This window comes from Streptomyces sp. RPA4-2 (genome assembly GCF_012273515.2).
GTDB lineage: Bacteria > Actinomycetota > Actinomycetes > Streptomycetales > Streptomycetaceae > Streptomyces > Streptomyces kaempferi.
Window position 1 is genome coordinate 8,625,309 of record NZ_CP050975.2, and the last position, 25,425, is coordinate 8,650,733.

General features: G+C 69.5%; 17 protein-coding genes and 9 pseudogenes. 18 read left to right on the forward strand and 8 right to left on the reverse strand.

What is annotated here, in order from left to right; genetic code table 11:
• Positions 1 to 111 precede the first annotated feature (111 nt).
• The 5 genes and pseudogenes from HEP85_RS37755 to HEP85_RS37775 all read left to right on the forward strand — a co-directional run.
• Positions 112 to 339 (forward strand): annotated as a pseudogene (locus HEP85_RS37755) (alcohol dehydrogenase catalytic domain-containing protein); the annotation flags it as partial.
• A 250-nt stretch (positions 340 to 589) separates the two neighbouring features.
• Positions 590 to 832, forward strand: a pseudogene (locus tag HEP85_RS37760) (zinc-binding dehydrogenase); the annotation flags it as partial.
• A gap of 64 nt (positions 833 to 896) precedes the next feature.
• Positions 897 to 1,442: pseudogene (locus HEP85_RS37765) on the forward strand (type I glyceraldehyde-3-phosphate dehydrogenase); the annotation flags it as partial.
• The gene (locus HEP85_RS37770) at positions 1,442 to 2,185 is read left to right on the forward strand and encodes an HAD family phosphatase (RefSeq protein ID WP_168534465.1); all 744 of its coding nucleotides are present in this window, start codon (positions 1,442 to 1,444) and stop codon (positions 2,183 to 2,185) included. The pseudogene HEP85_RS37765 and the gene HEP85_RS37770, both read left to right, overlap by 1 nt.
• A gap of 2 nt (positions 2,186 to 2,187) precedes the next feature.
• The gene (locus HEP85_RS37775; protein WP_168531921.1) at positions 2,188 to 4,575 is read left to right on the forward strand and encodes a glycoside hydrolase family 65 protein; all 2,388 of its coding nucleotides are present in this window, start codon (positions 2,188 to 2,190) and stop codon (positions 4,573 to 4,575) included.
• Positions 4,576 to 4,590: 15 nt separating this feature from the next.
• Here HEP85_RS37775 and HEP85_RS37780 read toward each other — a convergent pair whose 3' ends face one another.
• A complete protein-coding gene (locus tag HEP85_RS37780; RefSeq protein WP_168531922.1) occupies positions 4,591 to 5,322 on the reverse strand; it encodes a universal stress protein in 732 nt (243 codons plus the stop codon).
• Between the two features lie 171 nt (positions 5,323 to 5,493).
• On the opposite strand from HEP85_RS37780, the gene HEP85_RS37785 reads away from it, so the two are divergent.
• The 4 genes and pseudogenes from HEP85_RS37785 (at position 5,494) to HEP85_RS37800 (ending at position 11,450) form a co-directional block, all read left to right on the forward strand.
• Positions 5,494 to 8,187: a bifunctional GNAT family N-acetyltransferase/acetate--CoA ligase family protein gene (locus HEP85_RS37785; RefSeq protein WP_168531923.1), complete on the forward strand. Its 2,694-nt coding sequence runs from the start codon at positions 5,494 to 5,496 to the stop codon at positions 8,185 to 8,187.
• A 12-nt stretch (positions 8,188 to 8,199) separates the two neighbouring features.
• A pseudogene (locus HEP85_RS37790) lies at positions 8,200 to 8,930 on the forward strand (CBS domain-containing protein).
• 28 nt (positions 8,931 to 8,958) lie between these two features.
• Positions 8,959 to 9,445: pseudogene (locus HEP85_RS37795) on the forward strand (flavodoxin domain-containing protein).
• Between the two features lie 240 nt (positions 9,446 to 9,685).
• A pseudogene (locus HEP85_RS37800) lies at positions 9,686 to 11,450 on the forward strand (GAF domain-containing protein).
• A gap of 100 nt (positions 11,451 to 11,550) precedes the next feature.
• On the opposite strand, the gene HEP85_RS37805 reads toward HEP85_RS37800, so the two are convergent.
• From HEP85_RS37805 to HEP85_RS37815, 3 genes are all read right to left on the reverse strand, one after another.
• A complete protein-coding gene (locus HEP85_RS37805) occupies positions 11,551 to 12,252 on the reverse strand; it encodes a response regulator transcription factor (protein WP_168531924.1) in 702 nt (233 codons plus the stop codon).
• Positions 12,253 to 12,386: 134 nt separating this feature from the next.
• Positions 12,387 to 13,049 (reverse strand): CBS domain-containing protein, encoded by a 663-nt coding sequence (locus HEP85_RS37810; protein WP_168531925.1) that lies wholly within the window; start codon positions 13,047 to 13,049, stop codon positions 12,387 to 12,389.
• A 28-nt stretch (positions 13,050 to 13,077) separates the two neighbouring features.
• Positions 13,078 to 13,542, reverse strand: a complete 465-nt coding sequence (locus HEP85_RS37815; RefSeq protein WP_168531926.1) for a Crp/Fnr family transcriptional regulator — start codon at positions 13,540 to 13,542, stop codon at positions 13,078 to 13,080.
• A 230-nt stretch (positions 13,543 to 13,772) separates the two neighbouring features.
• Between HEP85_RS37815 and HEP85_RS37820 the strand changes: the two genes are divergently transcribed.
• From HEP85_RS37820 to HEP85_RS37850, 7 genes and pseudogenes are all read left to right on the forward strand, one after another.
• Positions 13,773 to 14,756, forward strand: a complete 984-nt coding sequence (locus tag HEP85_RS37820) for a universal stress protein (protein ID WP_168531927.1) — start codon at positions 13,773 to 13,775, stop codon at positions 14,754 to 14,756.
• A 22-nt stretch (positions 14,757 to 14,778) separates the two neighbouring features.
• A pseudogene (locus HEP85_RS37825) lies at positions 14,779 to 15,494 on the forward strand (PEP/pyruvate-binding domain-containing protein); the annotation flags it as partial.
• 946 nt (positions 15,495 to 16,440) lie between these two features.
• Complete coding sequence (locus HEP85_RS37830) at positions 16,441 to 17,511, forward strand: zinc-dependent alcohol dehydrogenase family protein (protein ID WP_168531928.1); 1,071 nt, start codon at positions 16,441 to 16,443, stop codon at positions 17,509 to 17,511.
• A gap of 19 nt (positions 17,512 to 17,530) precedes the next feature.
• Positions 17,531 to 18,217 carry a pyridoxamine 5'-phosphate oxidase family protein gene (locus HEP85_RS37835; protein WP_168531929.1) on the forward strand — a complete coding sequence of 229 codons (687 nt, stop codon included), beginning with the start codon at positions 17,531 to 17,533 and terminating at the stop codon, positions 18,215 to 18,217.
• Positions 18,218 to 18,333: 116 nt separating this feature from the next.
• Positions 18,334 to 18,777 (forward strand): pyridoxamine 5'-phosphate oxidase family protein, encoded by a 444-nt coding sequence (locus HEP85_RS37840; protein WP_168531930.1) that lies wholly within the window; start codon positions 18,334 to 18,336, stop codon positions 18,775 to 18,777.
• A gap of 624 nt (positions 18,778 to 19,401) precedes the next feature.
• Positions 19,402 to 20,325 carry a carbamate kinase gene (locus HEP85_RS37845; protein ID WP_168531931.1) on the forward strand — a complete coding sequence of 308 codons (924 nt, stop codon included), beginning with the start codon at positions 19,402 to 19,404 and terminating at the stop codon, positions 20,323 to 20,325.
• A gap of 145 nt (positions 20,326 to 20,470) precedes the next feature.
• Positions 20,471 to 20,819, forward strand: a pseudogene (locus HEP85_RS37850) (pyruvate formate lyase family protein); the annotation flags it as partial.
• Positions 20,820 to 21,125: 306 nt separating this feature from the next.
• Here HEP85_RS37850 and HEP85_RS37855 read toward each other — a convergent pair.
• From HEP85_RS37855 to HEP85_RS37865, 3 genes and pseudogenes are all read right to left on the reverse strand, one after another.
• A complete protein-coding gene (locus HEP85_RS37855) occupies positions 21,126 to 21,449 on the reverse strand; it encodes a hypothetical protein (protein ID WP_168531932.1) in 324 nt (107 codons plus the stop codon).
• Between the two features lie 539 nt (positions 21,450 to 21,988).
• Positions 21,989 to 22,570, reverse strand: a complete 582-nt coding sequence (locus tag HEP85_RS37860) for a hypothetical protein (RefSeq protein ID WP_329295388.1) — start codon at positions 22,568 to 22,570, stop codon at positions 21,989 to 21,991.
• A gap of 341 nt (positions 22,571 to 22,911) precedes the next feature.
• Positions 22,912 to 23,385: pseudogene (locus HEP85_RS37865) on the reverse strand (RHS repeat-associated core domain-containing protein); the annotation flags it as partial.
• Positions 23,386 to 23,736: 351 nt separating this feature from the next.
• On the opposite strand from HEP85_RS37865, the gene HEP85_RS37870 reads away from it, so the two are divergent.
• Positions 23,737 to 24,027, forward strand: coding sequence for a WhiB family transcriptional regulator (locus tag HEP85_RS37870; protein ID WP_168531935.1), 291 nt, complete (start codon positions 23,737 to 23,739; stop codon positions 24,025 to 24,027).
• A 291-nt stretch (positions 24,028 to 24,318) separates the two neighbouring features.
• Positions 24,319 to 24,903: a hypothetical protein gene (locus HEP85_RS37875; protein ID WP_369658022.1), complete on the forward strand. Its 585-nt coding sequence runs from the start codon at positions 24,319 to 24,321 to the stop codon at positions 24,901 to 24,903.
• Between the two features lie 251 nt (positions 24,904 to 25,154).
• Here HEP85_RS37875 and HEP85_RS37880 read toward each other — a convergent pair whose 3' ends face one another.
• The gene (locus HEP85_RS37880) at positions 25,155 to 25,292 is read right to left on the reverse strand and encodes a hypothetical protein (protein ID WP_369658023.1); all 138 of its coding nucleotides are present in this window, start codon (positions 25,290 to 25,292) and stop codon (positions 25,155 to 25,157) included.
• Between the last annotated feature and the right edge of the window lie 133 nt (positions 25,293 to 25,425).

The following is a 25,425-nucleotide window of genomic DNA, read 5'->3' on the forward strand; positions in this document are numbered from 1 at the left end:
CATCCGAGGAGAGAACCTGTGAAGGCAGCAGTCGTGCGAGCGTTTGGTGAGCCCCTGGTCATCGAGGAGCGTCCCGATCCCGAGCCGGGCCCCGGCCAGGTGCGCGTCCGGGTGGAGGCCTCCGGGCTCTGTCACACCGACATCCATGCCGCGCAGGGCGACTGGCCGGTGAAGCGAATCCGGCGTTCGTTCCCGGTCATGAGGGCGTGGGGCTGGTCGAGGCCCTCGGGGGACGGTGTCACTCACCTCGCCCCCGGCCAGCGCGTCGCGGTGCCCTGGCTCGGCTCCGCCTGCGGACGCTGCGAGCACTGCCTGTCCGGCTGGGAGACGCTCTGCGAGGAGCAGGTCAACACCGGGTACGGGTGCGACGGCGCATACGCCGAGAAAATGCTCGCCAGGGGCCGACTTCGCCCAGCCGGTGCCCGACGGGATCTCCCCGCTCGACGCGGCCCCGCTCACCTGCGCCGGCGGCACCACGTACAAGGCGCTCAAGGTCGTCGGAGTCGGGCCCGCCCAACTGGTTGCCATTTCGGGAGTTGGGGGACTGGGCCATCTGGCAGTGCAGTACGCGAAGATCGCGGGGGCGACGGTGGCGGCCATCGACGTCACCGACGAGAAGCTCGAACTCGCCTCGGAACTGGGCGCCGGCCTCGTCATCGACGCCCGCACCCACGACCCGGCCGAGGTGCTCAAGCGGTTCGGTGGCGCGCACGCCGCGATCGCGCTCGCGGTGGACGAGGCTGCGTTCTCCGCTGTGTACGGGGGACTGCGGCGCGGCGGGAAACTCGTGGTGGCCCTGCCGGCCCACGGCACGATCCAGGTCCCGATCTTCGACACCGTCCTGAACGGCACGTCGGTGATCGGCTCGGTCGTCGGTTCGCCGCAAGATCTCACCCTGCACCACCAACTGCGTCGCGCCCATGGTCAAGGTGCTCCACGAGGCCTTCGGTATCGAGCGCGGCGTGATGACCACCATCCACGGATACACCGACGACCAGTCCTTGCTGGACGGCCCGCACAAGGACCTGCGCCGGGCCCGGTCGGCGGCCCTGAGCATCATCCCGACCAGCACGGGAGCCGCCCGCGCCGTCGGGTTGGTGGTACCGGAACTGGCCGGTGCCCTGGACGGCATCGCGGTGCGCGTGCCCGTCGAGGACGGCTCGCTCACCGACCTCGCGGTGGTTCTGCGGACGGCGGCGACGGCGGAGGAGATCAACACCGCTTTCGCCGAGGCATCGGAGGGACCTCTGAACGGCATCCTCCGTGTCTCGAAGGCACCGATCGTCTCGCGGGACGTCATCGGCGACCCCGCCTCCTGCGTCTTCGACCCGGCCCTGACCCAGGCCAACGGCTCCCTGGTGAAGGTCTTCGGCTGGTACGACAACGAGTGGGGCTACACCAACCGGCTCCTCGACCTCACCGCACTGGTGGCCGACGCCTGATGAGCGTGGAGCGGAGCGGCACTGCCCGCGTACCCCGTGCACTGCGGGGGACGCGGGCCGTGGTCCTCGACACCGATGGGGTCATCACGGACTCCGCGCGGGTGCACGCCGCAGCGTGGAAGACGGCCTTCGACGGCTTTCTGAGCCCACGCGGTGAGCGCCCCTTCGACCCACGCGATGAATATCTGCGCCACGTCGACGGGAAGTCGCGCCTCGACGGCGCCGCGGCCTTCCTCGAAGCCCGTGGCCTGCGGCCTTCCGAGGACGAGGTCAGGGCCGTCGCCGCACACAAGGAACTGCTGTTCACCGAGCAGCTGCGCGCCGGGAGCGTCGACGCCTACCCGGGCACGGTCCGACTGCTGCGATCCCTGCGGTCCGCCGGGATCCCGCTGGCCGCCGCCTCCGCCTCCCGCCACGCGGGCGAACTCCTCGAACACGCCGGAGTACGCGGTCTGTTCGACACCCTGGTGGACGGCGGGGAGGCCGCACGGCTGGGACTCCCCGGGAAGCCCGACCCCGCTCTCTTCCTGGAGGCGACCCGTCGCCTCGGGGTTCCCGCCGGACACGCCGCCGTCGTCGAGGACGCCCTCGCCGGCGTCGAGGCCGGGCGACGCGGCGGATTCGGTCTCGTCGTGGGCGTCGACCGCGCCCGCACCCCAGCCACCCGAACCGCCCTCCTGAAGCATGGTGCGGACCTGGTGGTCGAGGACCTCGCGGAGCTGCTCACACAGAAAGAGGACTGAGGATGCCCGACTGGACCTGGGTGTACGAAGGCTACGAGCCCGCGCAGGAGCGGCTGCGCGAGGCGCTGTGCACTCTCGGAAACGGCTACTTCGCCACCCGGGGCGCGGCTCCCGAATGCGAGGCGGACCCCGTCCACTACCCGGGGACGTACGGGGCAGGCTGTTACAACCGCCTCACCTCGGACGTGGCCGGCCACCGGGTCGAGAACGAGGACATGGTCAATCTCCCCAACTGGCTGCCACTTCGAGTGCGCACCGCCTCAGGGAACTGGCTCACACCCGACACCCACAAGGTTCTCGACCACCGCCAGAGCCTGGACCTGCGCGCGGGCACGCTGGAACGCACCCTGCGCTACGAGTACGTCGAGGACGGTGTGGGCCGGTACCTCGCCGTACGGCAGGTACGGCTGGTCCATATGGCCGATCCGCATCTGGCCGTGCTGCGCACGGAGTTGACGGCTCAGGGCTGGTCAGGGGAGATCGAGGTCGAGACGGCGCTCGACGGGAGAGTCGCCAACACCGGAGTGGAGAGGTACCGCTCCCTCGCCTCCCGACACCTCACGGACCTTCGGACCGGCACCGCGGCGCCGGACACGATCTGGCTGGACTGCCGGACCAACACCTCCGACATCAGGATCGGCCTGGCGGCGTGCACGACCGCCGACGTACCCGTCCGGACCTTGGACGCACACGAAGACGCGTGGGCGGCTCAGCTGCTACGGCTCTCCCTGACCGACGGCCGGACGGTCACCGTGGACAAGACGGTCGCCCTGCACACCTCCCACGACCCGGCCATCAAGGACCCCGTGCACGCCGCTCTCGACCGGGTCGGCCGCGCTCCGGACTTCGAGACACTGTTGGACTCCCATCGCACGGCCTGGCAACAGCTCTGGCGCAACGCCGAGTTGGACGTGCCGAACAGTGCGGGCCCGGTGCTGCGGCTCCACCTCTTCCACCTGCTCCAGACGCTCTCCCCGCACACCGCGGAGTTGGATGTCGGCGTGCCGGCGCGTGGTCTGCACGGCGAGGCGTATCGCGGACACGTCTTCTGGGACGAGCTGTTCGTCCTGCCGTACCTCAACCTGCACTTCCCCGAGGTCTCCCGCGCTCTGCTCACCTACCGCCACCGCCGCCTCGAGCAGGCCTGCCGGGCCGCGGTCGACGCCGGTCACACCGGTGCGATGTACCCGTGGCAGAGCGGCAGCGACGGCCGGGAGGAGACCCAGCAACTGCACCTCAACCCGCGCTCCGGCCGCTGGCTTCCCGACCACTCACGGCTGCAGCATCACGTCGGTTCGGCGATCGCGTACAACGTGTGGCAGTACTGCGAGGCGAGCGGCGACACCGAGTTCCTGCACACCAAGGGCGTCGAGATGCTCGTGCAGATCGCCCGCTTCTGGAGCGGCCTCGCGGCGTACGACGAGACGCTCGGCAGGTACCGGATCCGTGGCGTCGTCGGCCCCGACGAGTACCACGACGCCTACCCAGGCGCGGACCGGGCTGGACTCGACGACAACGCGTACACCAACGTCACCGCCGCCTGGGTGATCGCCCGCACCCTCGACGTTCTCTACGACCTGCCCGAACTATCGCGTCGGGACCTGTGCGAGCGCACCGGCCTCGACGCGGCGGAACTCGACCGCTGGCATGAGGTCTCCCGGAAGCTGTACGTGCCCTTCCACGCCGGGGTGGTCAGCCAGTTCGAGGGCTACGGAGCACTGCAGGAGCTGGACTGGGACGGCTACCGGACACGCTACGGCGACATCCGGCGGCTCGACCGGATCCTGGAGGCCGAGGGCGACAGCGTCAACCGCTACCAGGCGTCCAAGCAGGCGGACGTCCTGATGCTGGGCTACCTCTTCTCGCCCGCCGAACTCGGCGGGCTGTTCCGCAGGCTGGGGCATGAGGTGGACGACACTGTCTGGCGGCGCACCGTCGACCACTACCTGAGCCGCACGAGTCACGGCTCGACGCTGAGCAGCGTGGTGCACGGGTGGGTGCTGGCCAGGGCGCGGCGCGCGGAGGCGTGGGCGTTCGTACACGAGGCCCTGGCCGGGGACATCGCCGATCTTCAGGGCGGCACCACGGGGGAGGGCATCCACCTCGGTGCCATGGCCGGCACCCTTGATCTCGTCCAGCGTTGCCTGACCGGTCTGGAGACCCGGGGCGGCGTGCTGCGGTTCGATCCGGTGCCGCTGCCGGAGTTGTCCCAGTACGGCTTCGCGATCCGCTACCGCGGCCATCGTGGGGTTCAAGTGCGCCTGACTGCAGAAGAGTTGAAGATGTTTGTGCCCGCTTCCGACCAAGATCCGATCGACATCGCCCTCGCTGACCGCACCGTGTCCGTGGCGCCCGGGGAATCCCGCACCCTCACCCTGCCGGACCGGTGACCGTACGGTCCCGTATCAGCATGGAATCACGGCCACCGGGCACGCGGTGTGCTCCAGCACGTCCCGCTCCGTGGGACCGAGTGTCCGGCCCGCGCGGCCGACCACCAGGAGCGCCGCCGACGCCGACGCCCGGGCGAGGGCCGCCGCGAGACTCTGGAGGCGGACATCCTCGTAGATGTCGACGTGCGGGTACTTCTCCCGCCACGGCCGCAGCGCGTCCGACAGCAGCTGCACCTCCTGGTCTTCCCACGCGCCCCGGTCCTCCTCCGGAAGCGCGTACGGCATCCACCGCTCCGCGCAGGAGGGAAGCCGCCAGGCGTGCACGGCGTGCAGCCGGACACCGCGGCGTCGGGCGGCGTCGAAGGCGAAGTCCACGACGGCGCTGACCGGGTCGCGGGCGTCCACGCCCAGAACCACCTCGCCCGTCCGCCACTCGCGGCCCGTACGACCCTGGCGGCCGTCCGGCACCAGTACCACCGGCAGGTCCGAGCGGGCCGCCACCTCCTGAGCCACGGAATCCACGGCCGGCACCGGGACGCCGCCCTCGCCACGCAGCCCGAGAACGGCGCACGAGGCCCGCGAGTTCGGCGCGAGCAGCGCCGCGGCGACCCCTACGGCCTGCTCGACCCCCTCGATACGCACGACCCGCAACGGCAGCCCGCGCAGCCGCGCGTCTCCCGCCGCCCACTCGGCCGCCGCCCTGCTGGGCGCGGATGCGTCGACCCCGACAACGATCGGCTCGGTCATGGCAGCAGTTCCCTCCATGCGTACGGGATTCCAAGGGTGTCCACCTTCCGCCGTGGACCGGCCCGCGAGACAGGGGCCGACCGACCCATGTGGAGCACCCGATCAGCCCCTGGGGCGGGGCCGCGCACCGCTGGATGCTCGAAGAGTCGAGAAGTTCTGAGGAGGTCCCAGATGACGGACGACGAGCGCGATCGCCCCACCGTGCACGCCTTGCTCGCGGACGGCACCACCGTGTGCATACGGTCCCCACGGCCCGGCGACCACCAGCAGCTGCGAGGACTCTACGAGGAGATGTCCCCGGAGAACCTCCGGTTGCGGTTCTTCGCCGCCAGCCGCCGCTCCGCCGACCTGGCCGCGGACCGTGCCGCGGCGCCGGCCCGCCCCGGTTACCGGGCGCTGCTCGCCGAGACGCACGGCCGGGTGATCGGCCTGGCCGAGTACGAGACCGTCGACGACCCCGAGACGGCCGAGATGTCGATCGCCGTGGCCGACGGGCTGCATCACCGGGGTGTCGGTACCCTCCTGGTGGAACACCTCGTCTCCGCCGCGCGTGCCGACGGCGTCACCACGTTCACCGCCGACGCGCTGAGCGAGAACCACGAGGTGCTGCGGCTCTTCACCGACCTGGGCCTGCGCGCCGGACGCCGGTTCGAGGGTCCCGAGGTGCGCTGCACCATCGCGCTCGACGAGGACGACACCTACCTCGCGGCCGTCGAGGCCCGTGGCCGGGCCGCCGACGTCGTCAGCCTGGAACCGCTGCTGCGCCCCGAAGCGGTCGCCGTGGTCGGCGCCGGACGCAGGCCAGGATCGGTGGGGCGGGCCCTCCTGCACCATCTGCACGCGGGGGGCTTCACCCGACGACTCTTCGCGGTGAACCCCCACGTCTCCTCGATCCTCGGCGTGCCCTCCTACTCGTCGGTCAGCGCACTGCCCAAGGTCCCCGATCTCGCGGTCCTCGCGACACCCGCGGACGCCCTGCCCGCCATGGCCGAAGAGTGCGGCAAGGCCGGGGTACGGGCACTACTCGTGGTGACGGACGGACTCAGCCCCGACCAGGCGGAAGCGCTCATGACCGTGTGCCGCACCTACGGCATGCGTCTCGTCGGCCCCAACTGCCTGGGCATCTCCAACACCGACCCGAAGATCCACCTCGACGCCACCTTCGCGGCCGAACACCCGCGCCCCGGCACCGCGGGCATAGCCGTACAGTCGGGCGGCGTGGGCATCGCCCTGCTCGACGGGCTGTCCCGGCTCGGCATCGGCGTCTCGTCCTTCGTGTCGCTCGGCGACAAGTACGACGTCAGCGGCAACGACATGCTCCAGTGGTGGGAGAGCGACGGTTGCACCGACCTGGCCCTGCTGCACCTGGAGTCCTTCGGCAACCCGCGGGCGTTCTCCCGCACCGCCCGGCGTGTGACCCGCCGGATGCCCGTCCTGACGGTCGACGCGGGCCGTACCGAGGCCGGTCGCCGTGCCGCCGCCTCGCACACCGCGGCCGCCGCGACCCGGACCATGACCCGACAGGCACTGTTCGCCCAGGCAGGCATCACCGCAACCCGCTCGGTGGGCGAACTCATGGAAACCGCCGCGCTGTTGCACGCCCAGCCGCTTCCGACCGGGACCCGCGTGGCGATCGTCACCAACGCGGGCGGCGCGGGTGTCCTCGCGGCGGACGCCTGCGCCGAAGCAGGACTGTTCCTGCCCGCCCCCACCGCCGAGCTGATCGACGACCTGCTCGCCGCGCTCCCCGAAGGGGCGGCCGCGGGCAACCCGGTCGACGCCACGGCGGCCGTCACGGAGGACCAGCTCAGGGACTGCGTGGACCGACTTCTGCGGTACCCGGGCATCGACGCCGTGCTCGTGGCCCTCGTCCCCACCGCGGTCGCCGTGGCGACCGGCGACTACCTCGTCCGAGCCCTCACCGACGGCCCTGGACAGCGGGAACGGCCCGTCGCCGTCGTACGCCTCGAGCAGGACCTGCCGGTCAAGCTGCTGCCCGCGCGGGAGGGCGGCGCCATCCCCTCGTACGCCGAACCGGTCGCGGCGGCCCGGGCGCTGGCGCACGCCGCCCGCCGCACGGCCTGGCTGCAGCGGCCCGCGGGCTCGATCCCCGAGCTGGACGAGGTGGACCCGGCCCGGGCGCAAGCGGTCGCCGAGACCTACCTCGCCACCCATCCGGACGGCGGCTGGCTCGACCCGCGCACCTGCGCGGAACTCCTCGCCTGCTACGGCATTCCGCAACTTCCGTGGGCCTGGGCCGAGACCGAGGACGACGCCGTCATCGCCGCCGAGCGGCTCCGCGGTGCCGACGGCCGCGTGGTCATGAAGGCCCAGTGGCCCGGCCTGGTCCACAAGACCGAACAGCACGCAGTCCATCTCGACATCGAGGGCGACTCCCAAGTACGCGCCGCCTTCCGGGACTTCGAGACCCGGTTCGCCGGACTCATGACCGGAGTCGTCGTCCAGCCGCTCGCCGCGCGCGGCACCGAACTGTTCGCGGGCGTGACGCAGGACGACGTCTTCGGCCCGCTGGTGCTGTTCGGGCTCGGCGGCACGGCGACCGAGGTGCTGGCCGACCACGCCGCCCGCCTCGCACCGCTGACCGACCACGACGTACACGACCTGATCACCGCGCCGCGCTGTGCGCCCCTGCTGCTGGGCACGCACGGCAGCCGGCCGGCTGATCTCCAAGGCCTCGAACAGCTTCTGCTGCGGTTGTCCCGCATGGCGAGCGACCTGCCGCAGCTCGCCGAGGCCGACTTCAACCCCGTCCTGGCGACACCCGCCGCGGTCACCGTGCTCGACGCACGCGTCCGCCTGCTGCCGCGCCGCGCCCAGGACCCCTATCTGCGCCGACTGCGCTGAGGAGGAACAGAGATGAGGCAGAACAAGGTCGGATCGGTGATGGCCACGGAGGTCGTCACGGCCCGTACGGCACGCCCTTCAAGGAAGTGGCCCGGCTGCTCCATGAGCACCGCATCAGCGGATTGCCGGTGATCGACGAGGACGACAAGGTCCTCGGCGTGATCTCCGAGACCGACCTCATGGTCCGGCAGGCGGCCATCCCGGACCCCTACGCAACACCCCGCCGCTTCCGGTTCACGGGGCTGACCCGCGGCGCCCGACGACAGGCCGCCAAGGGGCACGCCCGCACGGCCGAACAGCTGATGTCGGTTCCACCGGTCACCGTGCACGCCGACGACACCATCGCCGAAGCCGCCCGGACCATGGCGCGCAGCCGTGTGGAGCGGCTGCCGGTGGTGGACGACGAGGACCGGGTGGTCGGCATCGTCACCCGCCGCGACCTGATCCAGGTCTTCCTGCAGCCGGACGACGTGATCCGCCGCGAGGTGATCGACGAGGTGCTGGTCCGCGCGCTGTGGATGACTCCCTCGACCGTCGAGGTCGGAGTACACGAGGGCGTCGTCACCCTCGACGGCCAGGTGGAGCGCCGGAGCGAGGCAGAGATCGCCGTCTCCATGACCGACCGGATCGACGGCGTGGTCGCGGTGCTCGACAAGCTCACCTACCGGATGGACGACTCGCACGTGCGACCGGACGAGCCGGCCCTGCACGGTGTCACCGAGACATGGCTGCGCAAGCTGTGATGCACACGGCGAGAAGGGGGGTAGCGACATGATGAGCAAGGTGCTCGTCGCCTACGGGACGACGAACGGATCGACCGCGCGGATAGCCGAGGCGATCGCCGAAGTCCTGCGGAAGAAGGGTCTGTCCACCGAGGCGGTGCCCGCGCGGGCGGTGAAGAACGTCGACTCGTACGACGCCGTGGTCGTGGGCGGCGGCCTGTATGGCGGGCGCTGGCACAAGGACGCCCGCCGCTTCGTCCGTCGGTACGGCCGTGCGCTCGCGGGGCGCCCGCTGTGGTTGTTCAGATATCGGCCACGTACAGGGACATCCCGCCTGTGTCCGGCGGGTCATGACCCGGCTGGATGCCCGTGAACACGTCACGTTCGGGGGCTGTCTGGTGGACGGCGCCAAAGGATTCGTCGCCCGGAAGATCGTTTCCTCGGGGAAGGGAGGGGACTTCCGCGACTTCGAGCGGATCGAGACGTGGGCAACACGCATGGGCGCCGAGCTGTTGTCCGTGGCACATACGGGTTGAAGCAGCGTCAGCCCGTGCCGCGGTGGAATGGGATGCAACCGGAACCGTTCGATCGCACCCCATTCTGCTGCCGGAGCGCGGTGTGACCGGAAGCGGCCCCCGCGACGCCTGCCCTGCTGAACTCCCTTCAGGATTCACGGCGTCGGGCAGTGCCTGGTGATGCCCAAGCCTCCCAAGCAGTACGGTGAGCGCAGGCGAACTGGTGCGCGGTCTTGATCGCTGAATCGGCTGGAGGAAGCGATGGGCGCGGAGGACGCGGACTTGCGTGGGGAATCCGAGCAGCATCTGCCCAGGCTTCGGCTCGATGAGCTGCTGGGCGAGCTGCAGGTGCGTATCGACGCGGTGCGCGGCACCAGGGACCGCCTGCACAGCCTGCTGGAGGCCGTCCTCTCGGTCGGGCGGGAGCTGGACCTGCCGCAGGTCCTGCGCAGCATCGTGGAGGCCGCGGTGGTGCTCGTGGACGCCGAGTACGGGGCGCTCGGCGTCATCGGCGGGGACCGGAAGCTGTCCGAGTTCCTGACCGTCGGGATCGACGACGAGCGGCGCGCGCGGATCGGGGCGCTGCCCAGCGGGCACGGGCTCCTCGGCGAGCTGATCCGGCACCCGGTGCCTCTGCGGCTGCCGGAGCTCTCGCGGCACCCGGAGTCGTACGGCTTCCCCGCCCACCACCCGCCGATGCACTCGTTCCTCGGGGTCCCGATCCGAGTGCGCGACGAGGTGTTCGGGAACCTCTACCTCACCGAGAAACGCAGCGGCACGCAGTTCGACGCCGAGGACGAGTCGGTCCTGTCGACGCTCGCGGTCGCGGCCGGGGTCGCCATCGAGAACGCGCGGCTGTACGAGGAGACGCGCCTGCGCGAGCGGTGGCAGCGGGCCAGCGGGAAGGTCACCAGCGTCCTGCTGACCGGCGCGCCGAGCGCGGAGGTGCTGGAGCTCATCGTCGACGAGGCCCGGAAGATCGTCTCCGCAGACATGGGAATGATCGCGGAAGGCGTACCGGGCGAGGAGGCGCTGCGGCCCGCGCTGGCCGTCGGGCGCGGAGCAGCGCGGCGGCCTGGTGATGTCGACGCGGGACGGCTTCGTCGGTGCCGCGCTCAGCTCCGCGGAGCCCGTGGTCAGCGCCGACATCGCACACGATGGGCGCGCGAGCGAGGGCGAAGCCCAGTGGGCCGGGCTCGGACCCGTCGTGGCTGTGCCGCTCGGCATCAGCGGGAAGGCTCGGGGTGTGCTGCTGCTCGGGCGGGTCCAGGGCGGCGCACCCTTCGGTGACGCGGACACCGGTCCGCTGCTCGGGTTCGCCGACCAGGCGGCGCTGGCCCTGGAACTTGCCGAACGGCGTCGGGACGCGGAACAGATCGCGCTGCTCCAGGACCGCGACCGCATCGCCCGCGATCTGCACGACCTCGCCATCCAGCGGCTCTTCGCGGCGGGCATGACCCTGCAGAGCGCGCAGCGCTTCATGGAGCATCCCGAGGGGAGGGAACGGCTGACGCGCACCGTCGACGACCTCGACCAGACCATCAAGATCATCCGGTCGACGATCTTCGGCTTGCGGACACACGGGGGGTCCGGCCGAGAGGGCAACGGCCTGCGCGGCCGGGTCTCCGAGGCGGTGACGGCGTCGGCCACCTCGTTCGGGTTCTCGCCCGCGCTGCGGATCGAGGGGCTCGTGGAGACCGACGTCCCCGGCGAGATCGCCGACCACGCCGTCGCGGTGCTCGGAGAGGCACTGAGCAACGCGGCCCGGCACTCCGGAGCGCATGCCGTGGACGTCCGGCTTCACTGCGCAGGAGGCGAGTTGACCCTCACCGTGACGGACGACGGCTGCGGGGTGCCAAGTGACGTACGGCGTAGCGGGTTGAAGAACCTGGAGGAGCGGGCCGTCGTCCTCAGGGGCGCATTGACGCTCGGCGAACGGCCCGAGGGTGGTGGCACGCGGCTGGTATGGCGGGTACCGGTGGGTGCACCCAGCGCTGGTCCGGGGCCCGGTCCGGCGAATGACTGAGGCAGCCGGTGACCTTTCTGTGCGTACGGTGCCCGTCGGCTGCTGGTGACTGAGGCCGGTGGCGCAGGCCACCGCGTCCGCGACAGGAAACTCGCCGGGGTCAGCGAGTCTTGCGCTCGGCGGTGTCTGGGTTCTCCAGGTGGCTGGCCAGGACCGCCGCCTGCACACGCCGCTGGACACCGAGTTTGGCCAGCAGCCGGGAGATGTGGTTCTTCACCGTCTTCTCGGACAGGTACAGCTTCTTGCCGATCTCCCGGTTGGTGAGCCCGTCCCCGATGAGCGCGAGGATGTCGCGCTCGCGGGGCGAGAGGCCGGCGAGCTCGGGAGCGAGGGCCGGCTCCCCGGCCGGGTCGGCGCGCAGCGACCGCATCAGCCGGGCGGTCGTGGTCGGATCCAGCATCGACTGGCCCGAGGCGACCGTGCGCACCGCCGAGACCAGGTCGGAGCCCTTGATCTGCTTGAGCACATAGCCCGCGGCCCCGGCCATGATCGCGTCGAGCAGCGCCTCCTCGTCGTCGAAGGACGTCAGCATCAGACAGGCCAGATCCGGCATCTGACTGCGCAGCTCGCGGCAGACGCCGATCCCGTCGCCGTCCGGCAGGCGTACGTCGAGCACGGCCACGTGCGGGCGCAGCGCCGGGCCGCGCACCAGCGCCTGTTCGACGCTGCCCGCGTCGCCGACCACCGAGATGTCCGGCTCGGTGTCCAGCAGATCGGTCAGGCCGCGGCGTACGACCTCGTGGTCGTCCAGCAGAAAGACCCGGATCGGGTTCTCTTCCGTGAAGGCACGCGCCTCGGCCATGACGACCCCTTGTTCGGTTTCAGCGGTGGACTGCGGACCACGCGTGGGTTTGAAGGACGATCGTCACGCTCCGGAGCCGAACGCACTAGAGCCGACCGGCCCCATGTGAGCGCGGTCTTGGAATCGACCGGCGCTCACCGCTCCAGCTGCCCGGCCGGTCCCCTGAGCTCGAACTCGACGTCCACCACACCTTCGACGGCCCGCACCAGGCGTGCGGCCACAGGTACCAACGAGGTGTCCCGGACACGCCCGGCGAGCGTGACGATCCCGTCGTGGACGTTCACCCGCACCGGTGACAACGGCGCACGGAACAGGTACGACACCACTTCGCGGCGGACCTCCTCGGCGATCTCCTCGTCGTCGCGCAGGAATACCTTGAGGAGATCGCCGCGACTGACGACGCCTTTCAGCAGGCCCACGTCGTCGACGACGGGCAGCCGCTTGACCTTGGCGTGCGCCATGATCCGGGCGGCTTGCGCGAGGGTCGCGTTCGCCCGGACGGTGACGGCCGGGGCCGTCATGAGCTCCTCCGCAGTCACGGCGCCGGCCTTGGCGAGATCGGAGAGCCGCTGCAGCTGCGTGAATCGGTCCGGATCGCGGTCGCGGAACTCCTCCTTGGGAAGGAGATCAGCTTCGGAAACCACGCCGATCACCCGGCCCTCGCCTTCCAGGACGGGCAGAGCGCTGACGTTCCACTGCTCCATCAGTTCGACGATCTCCTTGAAGTTGGCCCTGCGGCCGATGGAAGCGACCGTGTGGGTCATCACGTCGCTGACGATGTGCGGGCTACCGTGCACGGTGACTCCTCGGTGGATTCCGATGTGGTCAGCGATCAACTCCGCTGCCGTATGGGGCGTACAGGTCCAGCAGCCGTTTCCTGGCCGAGCGCAGACGGCGTCCGACGGTGTCTCCCACCCACTGGCCCACTGCCATGCCCAGGGCCGGATCGGCCTGACACATGGCCCTTACCACGTCGGCATTGAACTCGTAGGCGCGCACCGGGCTCGTCGCCTCGGCGCCCATGTGCCAGTTGTGCGGTGCGAACAACCAGGACCAGCCCACGAGTTCGTTGTGTCCAAGAGTCTCGATGACGGCCGCCCGGCGGCCGGGCACTCGCATGTCGAGGGCCACCGTGCCGCTACGGATGATCCAGAACCGGTCCGCGCGATGTCCCTCCTCGAACAGGCGGGTTCCCTGAGGGAAGGACACTTCCCGGGCGATCTCCATGAGCCGCTCGGCGCACTCGGCCGGCAACGCGCGCAGCATGCTGGAAGTGGGGGAAGCGTTCATGATCCTGGCCTCTTCCTGGAGCGCGATACTGCTATCTCCAATTTCTCTGTGAAGCCCCGCATGCACCATGGGCCGACCGGCCCCGAGGCCTGGCCGCACGGCACCGGGCCTGGACATGCGTCAGACACTTCCTCTCACTGTGTACGAAGAGCCGCCGTTCCGGGCGTGGAAGGGCCGACAGCACTTGGGCCGAAGGGCCCCTCGGAAGGGTCTGCACGGCCTCTGCACCCATGTCGACCCTGAGACGTGGCTCGTCGGGAGAAGAGGAAAGACACGGGCATGCACGCTGGAGGTGCGGAGCATGCTTCGACACGTCGCCGCGGGGATCGACGGACGGTTCTCCCGAAAGCCTGGCTGCCGCTCACTGGGCGGCCCGGGAGGCTGTACGCCGAGGCACGGCGCTGCGTCTTGTGCACGCCTGGAAGTGGCGGCCGCGCCCTACCGCGTCCGTGCCGGCGGACATGCCGCAGAGGGCCTGCGCCGAGGAGACGCCGTCACGGGTGTCGGACACGGTACGCGCCGGCCACAGCGACCTGCTGATCATCGACGACTTGCTGGAGGACACGCCGGTCACGGCTCTTCTGGCCGCGGCCAGGCAGACCGACCTGATAGCTCTCGGCTCCCGTGGGATCAGCGGAGCAGCCGGGTTCCTGACCGGATCGGTGTCACAGCGGGTGGTCGCCAGGTCGATGCGCACCGTGGTGCTGGTGTGGGCGGGACGGAGCGGCACCGACGAGCACTTGTGCGCGATGGACGGGATATCCCAGGAGGAGATACCCGAGACCCCGTACCGCGATGTCGTGCTGGGCCTCGACACCGGGCAGCCGTGCGACGAGCAGATCGAGTTCGCCTTCGACGCTGCCCGGCGCCGTGCAGCCCCGCTCCGCGTGATCCATGCTTTCGGCGGCCCGTCCGCCTACGCCGCGGCCGACCGGCTCACTCCCGTTGACGGCCCGCAACTGCTCGCTGAACAGGAGCGCTCCGTGGTCGGGACACTGCGTCCCTGGTGCGAGAAGTTCCCTGAGGTTGCCGTGACCGAGACCGTCGCGAAAGGGCGGGCTGCCGGTTTGCTGATCCGGGCCTCGGCCGACGCGGGTCTCGTGGTCGTGGGACGGCGGATGCGGGAAGCCAGGTTCGGCACCCACATCGGATCCGTCGCGCACGCTGTGCTGCATCACGCCCCCAGTCCCGTCGCCGTCGGCCCGCACGTCTGAGCAGTCCTGGAGGATGAGAGAGATGACCCGGTACGTGTACGGATGTGCCGAGGGCGGCCGTGACATGGCGGACCTGCTCGGGGGCAAGGGAGCCAACCTCGCGAAGATGACTCGGCTGGGGCTGCCGGTACCGCCCGGCTTCACCGTCACACCGACGCCTGCCGGGAATACCTGGCCACGGGCAAGGAGCCGGCGGTGGCCGCTCAGGTCGCTGCAGCAATTGGCGAGTTGGAACGTGGCGCCGGTCGTGAACTCGGTGGGCGGGACAACCCGCTGTTGCTGTCCGTGCGTTCGGGCAGCAAGTTCTCCATGCCCGGCATGATGGAGACGATCCTCGACGTCGGCCTCAGTGACGAATCTGTCCTCGGGCTCGCCAAGGCCACAGGCTGTGAGCAGTTCGCACGGGACTCCTACTGCCGCCTCCTGCAGATGTACGGCCGCACGGTCCTCGATATCGATCCAGCACTGTTCGACCAGCGCGGGACCACCGGCGACCCCGCCGGGCTCGTCGAGGACTTCAAAAGGATGATCCGGGACGCGACGGGCGAGGAGTTCCCGCAGGACCCGGGCGAGCAACTGCACCGGGCGGTCCATGCGGTCTTCCGCTCCTGGAACAGCGAACGAGCCCGCCTGTACCGCCACCGCGAACACATCCCCGACGACCTGGGCACCGCTGTCAACATTCAGGTGATGGTCTTCGGAAACCTCGGTCCGGACTCCGGGACAGGTGTCGCCTTCGTAGACCCGCTGATCGAACCGCCATTGGACGACGCGTCCGGCGGCGAAAGCCAGGCCGGCGAAGGCAAGTGCGGCTGCGGCTCCGAACACGTCCGCCTCCACAGCGGCCGTTGAGGCGGACGTCGGTTCGGTGGTGAGCCACTCCCTGTCGTTCAGCCAGACGACAACCTTCGATCCGGCCTGTTGCCCGGGATCCAGCAAGGCCCGGCCAGTTCGCGTTGAGCCGTCCTTCGCCGTCAAGCGGACGGTGGCCCGGATCTGGTCGTAGGGCGTGCCCGCCCCCGTATTCACGGTCGGAGCCGCGCTCTCGACGAGAACGGCCTGGACCGAGTGCCGCTCGCGGCGAAGCTGCGCGAAGGACTCGTCGGCGGGGTGGGCCGTCAGCACGCCGATCAGGGTGCCGCCGGTCGCGATGACCGTCCAGAGGGCCAGCACGATCCAGGCCCCGACGACGTCGTCGTGTCGTCGCAGAGGATTGCTCCGCCACCGCCACAGCAGTTGCCTCACACGCTTGGTCCCGCGCATCCGACCGCACCTCCTCGTTGTCTCGTGACAGACAGGACGGTGGCGGCGGGGACTGCACGGCGGGCAGGGGCCGTCCAGGCGGTATCGCGGGCCGTCCGGGCCCCACCGAGTTCAGGCGGTGGGCCGTTCCGCCCTCGTACGAGAAGTGCGGCGCCACCGTCCACGTACGCGAGACCCTCGGTCGACCCGAACAGCCCGCCCGGTCCCCTGATGGGGACCGACCGGCCCAAGCGGACAGCAGCTGTCGCGCTCAGGCTGGACATACAAGTTCAATCCACGCGTGGGGCGATCGCCGAAGGGCTTTCCACCCTTGTCGGAGCCGACACGGCGGGCAAGGGCAACGGTGGTCGCAGGCAACGGTGAAGCTGCATGCCGTCCTCCTCCACGACCGGCGTCCGCCAGGCCCAGAGAAGGGGTCGTCATGAAAGCACTTGTGTTCCATGGTTCCGGGAAGTCCGCGTGGGAGGACGTCGCGGATCCCGCGATCCAGGATGCCACCGATGCGATCGTCCGCGTCGACGCCGTCACCATCTGCGGGACCGACCTGCACATCCTCAAGGGTGACGTACCGGAGGTCCGCCCCGGCACGGTGCTCGGACACGAGGCTGTCGGAGAGATCGTCGAGGTGGGTACCGACGTCAGCACGGTCCGCCCCGGCGACCGGGTCCTGGTGTCGTGCATCACCGCGTGCGGCCGCTGCCGCTTCTGCCGGGAGGGAATGTACGGACAATGCCGCGCGGACGGCGGCTGGGTCCTCGGCCGCCTGATCAACGGCACGCAGGCCGAATACGTCCGCGTACCGCACGCGGACCTGTCCACCCATCCGCTGCCCGGCGCGATGGACAGCAGGGACGCTGTGCTGCTGGCCGACATCTTCCCCACCGCTTACGAGGTGGGCGTGCTGAACGGGCGGGTGCATCCCGCGGACACCGTGGTCGTGGTGGGGGCGGGACCCATCGGGCTCGCTGCTATCACCACGGCACGCCTCTTCACCCCCGAGATGATCATTGCAGTGGACCTGGCCCCAGCACGGCTGGACGCCGCCAAGCACCTCGGCGCCGACGCCGTGGCCGCGGCGGGGGAGGAGGCGGAGCAACTGGTCGCCGACCTCACGCAAGGGCTGGGGGCGGATGTCGTCATCGAGGCGGTGGGGGTGCCGGCGAGTTTCGAGACATGCACACGCATGGTGCGGCCCGGTGGGCACGTGGCCAACGTCGGCGTGCACGGCAAGCCCGCGACATTGCATCTCGAAGACCTGTGGACCAAGAACGTGACGATCACCACCGGACTGGTGGACACGTACTCCACGCCCACCCTGCTGCGCATGATGGCCGCTGGACACCTGCCCACGTCGTCCCTGGTCACGCACACCTTCCCGCTGGCGGCCATGGAGGAGGCCTATGACGTCTTCTCACGGGCCGCGGACACCGGCGCGCTCAAGGTCGTCCTCGGCGGGCCGCAGCACGACGCCCTGACGGTCAAGACGTCCTGAGACGAGGAAGTGAACGGACATGTCGGAACAGACATCGACGAACGCGTCGTCCGCCACCGCGGACAACGCGTCGGGCGACATCGGGCGCCGTATCGCCCGACGGCGCGAGGAACTCGGCCTGAGCCAGGAAGAGACCGCCTCCCGGGCGGGTACTGCTCCCGGATACATCAGGTACCTGGAGGAACAGTGCATCGCCATGCCAGGCAAAAGCGTACTCATCCGTCTCGCCGACGTCCTCGAGACCAGCGTGGCGGCCCTGCGCGGCGGCGATGCCGACCTGCCACCAGGGATCGGCAAGGCCGCCCGCCACTCCGAGCTGATGGAACTGAGCGCCGAAGAGTGCCGGGCACGGCTGTCGACACACGGGGTCGGAAGACTCGCGACGGACACTGCCGACGGGCCGCTCGTCGTCCCCCTCAACTACACAGTCGTCGACGATGCGATCGCCTTCCGGACGGCGCCCGGCTCGGCGCCCGCCGAAGTGGTCGACAGCGACGTGGCGTTCGAGGTCGATCACATCGACGAAGCGCTCAGCCAGGGCTGGAGTGTCCTCGTGCGCGGCCGTGCCCGGGCCGTGACGGACGTGGAAGGCGTGCGACGTCTGGAGGAGCTCGCGTACAGCGCTCCGTGGGCCGGTGGCGAACGATCCCTGTGGGTGTGCGTCGATCCGGCTTCCGTCACCGGGCGCCGGATCGACGTGCCCTGACTGTTGGTACCGGCGGCCGCCGCTCCGTCATCCGGCGGGGACCGGTGGGCCCCGCGGCCCGCCGTTCCACATGCGGCAACGCAAGCCACCGCGCCCCCCGAGAGTTGGACCCCGCGATGAATCCCAACGACGGCTTCCGTGAACTCGACCGCGAGGAGTGCCTGCGTCTGTTGTCGCGGGTCCCGATAGGCCGCGTCGTCCACACACGCCATGCCCTGCCCGCCGTTCAGCCGATCAACTTCAACTTGGACGCCGATTCCGCGGTGGTGATGCGGACTTCGGCCGACTCGGAACTGGCCGCCGCGATCGACGGTGTGGTGATCGCTTTCGAAGCGGACGAGGTGGATGCGGCATCCCATTCCGGTTGGAGCGTCGTGGTCACCGGACGCGCCGCGATGGTGACCGATCCAGTCGAGCATGGCCGGCTCACCCGTACCGGCCCGCGCTCCTGGGGGGCCTCGCCCGAGGAGGTTTTCATCCGGGTCGAGCCCGAGCTGGTGACCGGTCGTCAGCTGGCAGGGGGGCGCTCCGTCTACGGGCTGGGGCTGTCCTCGTCCTGATCATCGCTTCGGCACGCGAACGGCTCCGTGCTTCGCCCCCGGGCCATTCGGGGGGATCACGGAGCCGTTCGGGACCTGCCGAACGGGACCAATGGCCCCGGCGGGGGACACGTGGCCACTGACTGCGATGGCGTCCGCCGAGCAGGATCGTACGCGGATCGCGTCGTTCGCAGCCTGTCCCCAGTGGTCCGCGCGAGGAGCACAACTATGCCCCGTACGCCAAGAATTACAGAGAAGGACGCCCCCAACGCGTCGCTCGGACTTCCCTCGGCGACCGCACTCGTGATGGGCGGCATCATCGGTACCGGGGGCTTCGCGCTCCCCTTCGGCCTTGGTGCCCTACGGCACCATCTCGCCGTGGTGTTCGGCGCCGTCACGCACGCGCCGGCGGTGAGCTCGGCTCGCTGTCCAAGCGCGTCCCGGCGAGCGGCGGCCCGTATGTCTACGCTCGTGCGGCCTTCGGCGAGTTCGCCGTTTCCTCAGCGCCTGGTCGTACTGGACCACCGCGTGGGCCGGCAACGCCGCGATATCCCCTCCTCGCCTGCCTCCGTGGTATTCGACCAGGCGGAGAACCGACTGCACACCATCAAGGCCGTGCTCGTCGCCACTGTGGAGAGCTGAGCCATGCGCATCGTCATCGCCCTCGGCGGCAACGCCCTGCTGCACCGGGGCGAAAGCCCCGACGCGGCCGTCCAGGCCGCCAACATCGACCGGGTCACCACCGCGATCGCCGCCGTCGCCCACGAGCACCAGATCGTCATCACGCACGGCAACGGGCCACAGATCGGCCTGCTCGCCGTCGAGAGCGCAGCCGACCCCGTCCTGAACACCCCCTATCCGCTGGACCTGCTGGGTGCCCAGACCCAGGGCATGATCGGTTCCATGCTGGCCCGCACCCTGCACGACGCCCTCCCCAGGCGTCGGATCGCCGCACTGGTCACCCACACCCTGGTCCGGGCCGACGACCCGGCCTTCGAGCACCCCACGAAGTTCGTCGGCCAGGTGTACCCCTACGACATCGCGACGTCGCTCGCCCGCAAACGTGGCTGGCACGTCGCCGCCGACACCACCGGCTGGCGCCGCGTCGTCCCCTCACCGGCACCTGAACGGATCATCGAGACCCAGACCGTCCACGAACTCCTGGGCAGCGGCACCCTCGTCATCTGCGCCGGCGGCGGAGGCGTCCCCGTCACCGCCGACCACGACACCGGCGCGCTGACCGGCGCGGAAGCCGTGGTCGACAAGGACCTCACCGCGGCGCTGCTCGCCGAGGACCTGAAGGCCGACTTCCTGCTCATCCTCACCGACGTGCCCTGCGTCTACGCCGGCTATCGCACCCCCGGGCAGCGGCCCCTCCTCGGCGCCACGCCCGCCGAACTGCGCCGGGGTGGCTTCGCTGACGGATCCATGGGACCCAAGGCGGAGGCAGCCGCCCGCTTCGTCGAGCGCACGGGGGGGCTAGCCGCGATCGGGGCCCTGGACGCGGCGTACGAGATCGTCCACGGCAGGTCGGGCACCCTCGTCCGACCGGACCTGCCCGTCGCGTAAGCGCGTGCGACCTCGGGGCCGAACGGCCCCTGCCTGAGGCCGAAGGGCGCGGACACAGGCACTTCCCGGCCCTCCCTGCGGCGTTCACGCCGCGCGAGTATCGAAAGGGAGACATCCCAGTGCGGAGCAGAGGAGACCACCGGCGATGACAGCGACTGTGACAGCCGGGACGCGGGCACTCGACGCATGGCGTGGCTTCTCCGGCACGCGATGGTGTGAGCGCGTCGACGCGACTTCATTCAGGCCAACTACACGCCGTACGAGGGCGACGCATCCTTCCTGGTCGGCCGGACAGACCGCACCCGTCCGTGTGGGGCACAGTCAGCGCCCTCTTCCCGGACGAGCGGCGCAGGGGAATCCTGGACGTCGACACCGCAACCCCTTCGACGATCACCTCGCACGCGCCCGGATACATCGACCGTGAGCGGGAGCTGATCGTCGGTATGCAGACCGACGCGCCCCTGAAGCGCGCGATCATGCCCAACGGCGGTCTTTCGACACGACGCGCCCCCTGGGGCCCTACTACACGCGGCAGGGCTTCAGCGTCCTGCGGCCCGGGCAGGGCATCGACGTCGGCACCCTGCTCACCGGTGTCCCGCTTCATCTCGGTGCCGGACCGGGCTTGACCTTTTTCCATCAGTGGCGGACCCAGGAAACCTGAGAGCCCCGACGGTCTCAGGGTGTGGGCGCGACCAGCACCGCGCGGCACGAGCAAAGGTCGAGCGCGACGTCACACAGACGAAGCTCGGCGCGGAGTTGTGTGCCCGTCTCCAAGCCGGCTCCTTCGGCCTGTGCGTTGATTACAGAGGGGCGACCTCACCGCTCACAGTGTCGGGGAGGCTGTCGTCGTGAGTGTCGGCTATGACCTCGGCGAGGGTGAACTGGGCGTGCTCAGATGACATCCGATTGTGGACCTCCAAAATGTAGCTGCGGTCGGTGACGCGAGTGACCTGCCTTCTCTGGCGTCGGCGCCCTGACTCAGATCTAGCCTGCGCGTAGGTGTCGACGATGCGCAGCATCGCGCTCAAGGCTTCGGCTTCGGTCCCTTCGAGTTCGCGGTAAGGGGCGTTGTAGCGGAATGCTTCTGACTCGCCATTAGATCGAAGGATGACCCATCGGGGCACGGCGTTTCTCCTCTGCGGGAAGCGGGGTACGCCGAGAGGTCAAAGAGTGCCTCGGCCAGCCCGGGGATGTGACGCCGGGGCCTCATGGCCGCGGCGCCGCGAGGCTATCGGTTCCGCCGACGCATCAGGAGAGGAGCGGGGCGTGCTGGGACGTCTCCTCTCGAGAGCTGTTTCCGGTATCTGCCATCCCGTGGTCAGTCGACACGAAGTGGCGGTCCATACTCCGCAGCGCTTACCCCACCGCTACCTTTCGCTGTCCTGGCACGAACGCCATACACCTGGTCACCAGGTGATCGGCCGGACCAGTGCAGCCGCGCCGGCCCTCGGGTTCGGACGGCTGCTGGTGCTCGCAGTTTCACGGAACCCGTCGGTTTCCGACGAGCACCCCTACAACCAGTCCTGCAGGGCGAGATCCATGTAGAGGCGGTGGGGCTTCCGTCATCTGAAAACGGGAGAGGGCGCCGCGTAGTGCGGCACCCTCTTGGTTCGAGCGGGTCAGAGTTGCCCACTTGCCCGGTAGAAGTTGTTCCTCCTGGTTCTCAACTGCTGGCGTGGCATTTGAATTGGGCGTCGATCTGTGAGGCGGTTCTGGAACCGTCGCGGGTCCAGTACTGCCCATCGGGGACATGCGCTGCCTTGACCTTGCGGACGTTGAACACATCCCCGGTGCCGTCGTCGACTCCGGCGAACGTAACGGAGACGTCGAGATTCGCCGGCAAGGTCTTGGGGTGTGTTCCTGGCTCCGCCTTCAGGAAATCGTCCGCCTTCCACAAGGTGACCGCACCTCGCTTTCCCTCCTGGGTCTTCGGGCCGCTTGCCTGCCAGAGCAGCTTTTCGGAGTCGCTGTCGTACACCTCGACCGTTCCCACCTTGTCCGTGGGGCAGGTGGGCATCTTGACCGAGATGCGGGATCCGTCGATTCGCATGCCGACCACGAGAGACGTCGCCGGGTCGGACATGCTGTAGACGCCGTACACCCATGTGCCGACAGCGGCGAGGACTGCCAGGCCGAGTAGCGACCCCAGCAGCACGAAGGGCCAGACGGGTCGTTGCCGGGATTGGTTCAGCAGTGGTATCCCCCGTCCCTCCATCCGGCGCGGCGTTCCCAACGGTTGTGGCATGGGTTGCTTCCTGCTCTGAGGTACATGTAGCCGAATCGCCATCCGTAGCGCATCCACTGCAGCTTATGTTTGCGTTCGTGGCGTATGCGGGCTCGGGACGTGTAGCGGTTGCTACTGGTGAAGTACGTGGTTCCGCCACGGTCGTGAAGACCGAAGCCCCCGGTGCAGACGCGCATACCATAGCGGTACCGGCATCGGTAGCCGAGATACTTGTGCCCGATGTATGCGAGGCCGACTCCGACGATGCGTGCCTGCTGCCGGTTTCTCCACCTCAGGTAGCCGCCGTAGGCGCGGCTTCCGTAGTGCCAGGCCAGTTTCGCGCCGATGCTGAGGTGGAATCCCCAGAACCTGCCGTCGAGGTCGTAGCGGTTGATCGGGTCGCCGCCGCAGTACTCGTAGGCGTTGGCCGAGCCGCCGGGCACGGGGTCGATGGACAGGAAGCGCCCGGTGGTCGGGTCGTAGAGGCGCACTCCCATGAGGGTGGCGCCGGTGACCGTCTCGCTGGACCGCTCCTTGCTGCCGAGCCAGCCGTAACGGGTGGCGGTGGTGTCGCCCTCCGGGTTGCCGTACTCATCGAAGGCGAGTGCCGTCGGGGCCTGGCTGGTGTCCAGGGGAAGCTCCACGGTGACGTCGCCGTGGATGTCCGTCAGCTGCAAGACGGTGCCGCCCGTGGCGCTGGTGACGGCGCCCAGATCCCCGCCGATGTCCTGGACATCGCGGCTGATCGTCGAGCTGGTCTCCTGGGTCCAGTCGGGGCTGTCGCCGTCGGAGCCGTAGTGACTGGACGTGGACCCAGTCTGGGTCCACGTGCCGCTGCTGAACGATCTCCACCAGTCGATGGGCATTGTCAACCTTGCCCCGCTGGACTGGTTTACGCCCTTTGACCCCGAGCACGTCCGTGACCCCGAGCGCGGCTACCGCCACGCGTGAACCCGCCCTGCGCGACACTCTGCCCGCCAACCGTGACGCCGCTGAAGACTTCGCACCATGACTCCGGCGTCGACGCCAGCCGAAGTACGAAACTCACGACTCGATTTCCATCGGCCGTAGTCGGACTCCAAGGCATGTTTCGCGCACAGTGCGCACGACGACGGCCCGGGGGTGAGCTGGGATGGCACCTTCATCAGCGCACTATGGTTGAACGGTCGCGGGGGAGAGGCGAAGCCATGACGAGTACGAAGGCCGACTGGCGAGAGAACTCCGCCTGCGGCAGCTCCGACGCGGACGACCTGTTCGCGGACAGTCCACGCCAGAAGCAGGCCAAGGCGGTTTGCGCGAGGTGCCCGGTGCGCACCGAGTGCCTGGCCGAGGCCCTGGACGAACGTATCGAGTTCGGTGTGTGGGGCGGCATGACCGAGCGCGAGCGCAGAGCCCTCCTGCGGCGCAAGCCGAACGTCACCTCCTGGCTCTCCGTACTGGAAGCAGCCCGGAGCAGCATGGTGTCCCGCGCCAGCTGAGTACGTGGTTCTGTTTACTGGTTTCGACAGCCGTTGTTCAGTTCGTCGGGAGGCACGGAATCCACGGCGTGTTCGATGTTCATGAGAAGCGATGGCACTCGGCCCGACGAGCTACTGGATACTTCGCCCGATGCGCGTTCCTGATCGACGGCGGCAACGCGTAGACCGTTACGACACCGGCTACGGCTGCGGCGTGTAACCGTTCTGCCTGGTTGCACGCTTCGTTGAGTAGGGGTACTCAGGCACGCCACCATGAGCGGGGGTGATGATCAGGGCATGTCGAATCGCCGCATGTTGTCCATCGCCGTGTTCGCCTCGGCCGCACTCATGACGGCCTGCGGAGTGCAGGCCGAACCCTCCGCGGACGACAACGCGCTGGCGTCAGCCACCGCCACGCCCTCGCCATCACTCACACGAAGGCCCGAATGCGCCAAGGGAGCCGCTGACCGCGTGCCCTCGTCGTCATCGTCGGAGGCCGCGACGACGGCTCCGGGCAGCAGCGCACTCCCGGAGAATCCGCACTACGACGAGAACCACGCGTACCGCATGTCCGGGGGACTCGCCCCCGAGAACCGGGCTGCCGGGGAGGCCAGCGTGCGTCTGCTCCATCCCGCTCTGGAGACGATGCGAAAGAACAAGCAGTTCGCCGAGAAGGACGTGCGAGCCTTTATGGCCAAGTGGGGATGCGGCGACGACAACGGGCTCGCGATCAGCTCCGGGTGGCCCCAGTACGAGCGGGTCTGGTTCTCCTTCCACAACGGCAAGGCCTGCGTTTCCGCCGAGATCACGCCGAAGGGCGTGACGACCGAGGTGTACGGCGCTTATGCCGAACCCGACCCGTCCGGGCCCTGCGTCGAGAACCGGGGCGGACACTGAGCAGACCCTCGGCGCATCATGGGCCGCACGTGTTGACGCCGATCACAAGCTGCCGTGTAGTGCTCGCTCACAATCCCCCCTGCTTGTCTCTCCGAGCACTGTATGAGTCGGACACCATCACCTGGCACTAGTCAGCCACAGCGCACGCCACTGGTCGCCTGCTGAGTCCACATGCGGCGCTGAACTGCGGTGGTTCAACCGGGCGGTGGCTGCTGCTGGGGGCCCCACCGCGAGGGTGAGGGTCCCGACCATCATGGTGTCCACAGCGGGGGTGTGCGGCGTGGTGTCGAGGAGTCGGCGAGCAGCGACATCACCCCTCCGGGAATGCGGAGTTGCGCCAGTGCCCAGTCGAGCGAGGCAGCTTCGGTGTGGCACATTCTGGCGATCACGCTCGTCTGTTCGGGCAGAAGGATCCTGCGCGGGATCACGATGGTCTCGCGGACCCGGGCGAGGGGGGAGTCCTCGGAGGAACCCCTGCGCGGCCGGCCGGAGCGCGTCCTCGTCCGCGGGGAGGGGCAGGCG

Coding starts and splice junctions, on each gene's coding strand:
- HEP85_RS37770 (WP_168534465.1), top strand. CDS start 1,442: ATGAGCGTGGAGCGGAGCGGCACTGCCCGCGTACCCCGTGCACTGCGG.
- HEP85_RS37775 (WP_168531921.1), top strand. CDS start 2,188: ATGCCCGACTGGACCTGGGTGTACGAAGGCTACGAGCCCGCGCAGGAG.
- HEP85_RS37780 (WP_168531922.1), bottom strand. CDS start 5,322: ATGACCGAGCCGATCGTTGTCGGGGTCGACGCATCCGCGCCCAGCAGG.
- HEP85_RS37785 (WP_168531923.1), top strand. CDS start 5,494: ATGACGGACGACGAGCGCGATCGCCCCACCGTGCACGCCTTGCTCGCG.
- HEP85_RS37805 (WP_168531924.1), bottom strand. CDS start 12,252: ATGGCCGAGGCGCGTGCCTTCACGGAAGAGAACCCGATCCGGGTCTTT.
- HEP85_RS37815 (WP_168531926.1), bottom strand. CDS start 13,542: ATGAACGCTTCCCCCACTTCCAGCATGCTGCGCGCGTTGCCGGCCGAG.
- HEP85_RS37820 (WP_168531927.1), top strand. CDS start 13,773: ATGTCGACCCTGAGACGTGGCTCGTCGGGAGAAGAGGAAAGACACGGG.
- HEP85_RS37830 (WP_168531928.1), top strand. CDS start 16,441: ATGAAAGCACTTGTGTTCCATGGTTCCGGGAAGTCCGCGTGGGAGGAC.
- HEP85_RS37835 (WP_168531929.1), top strand. CDS start 17,531: ATGTCGGAACAGACATCGACGAACGCGTCGTCCGCCACCGCGGACAAC.
- HEP85_RS37840 (WP_168531930.1), top strand. CDS start 18,334: ATGAATCCCAACGACGGCTTCCGTGAACTCGACCGCGAGGAGTGCCTG.
- HEP85_RS37845 (WP_168531931.1), top strand. CDS start 19,402: ATGCGCATCGTCATCGCCCTCGGCGGCAACGCCCTGCTGCACCGGGGC.
- HEP85_RS37860 (WP_329295388.1), bottom strand. CDS start 22,570: ATGCCACAACCGTTGGGAACGCCGCGCCGGATGGAGGGACGGGGGATA.
- HEP85_RS37870 (WP_168531935.1), top strand. CDS start 23,737: ATGACGAGTACGAAGGCCGACTGGCGAGAGAACTCCGCCTGCGGCAGC.
- HEP85_RS37875 (WP_369658022.1), top strand. CDS start 24,319: ATGTTGTCCATCGCCGTGTTCGCCTCGGCCGCACTCATGACGGCCTGC.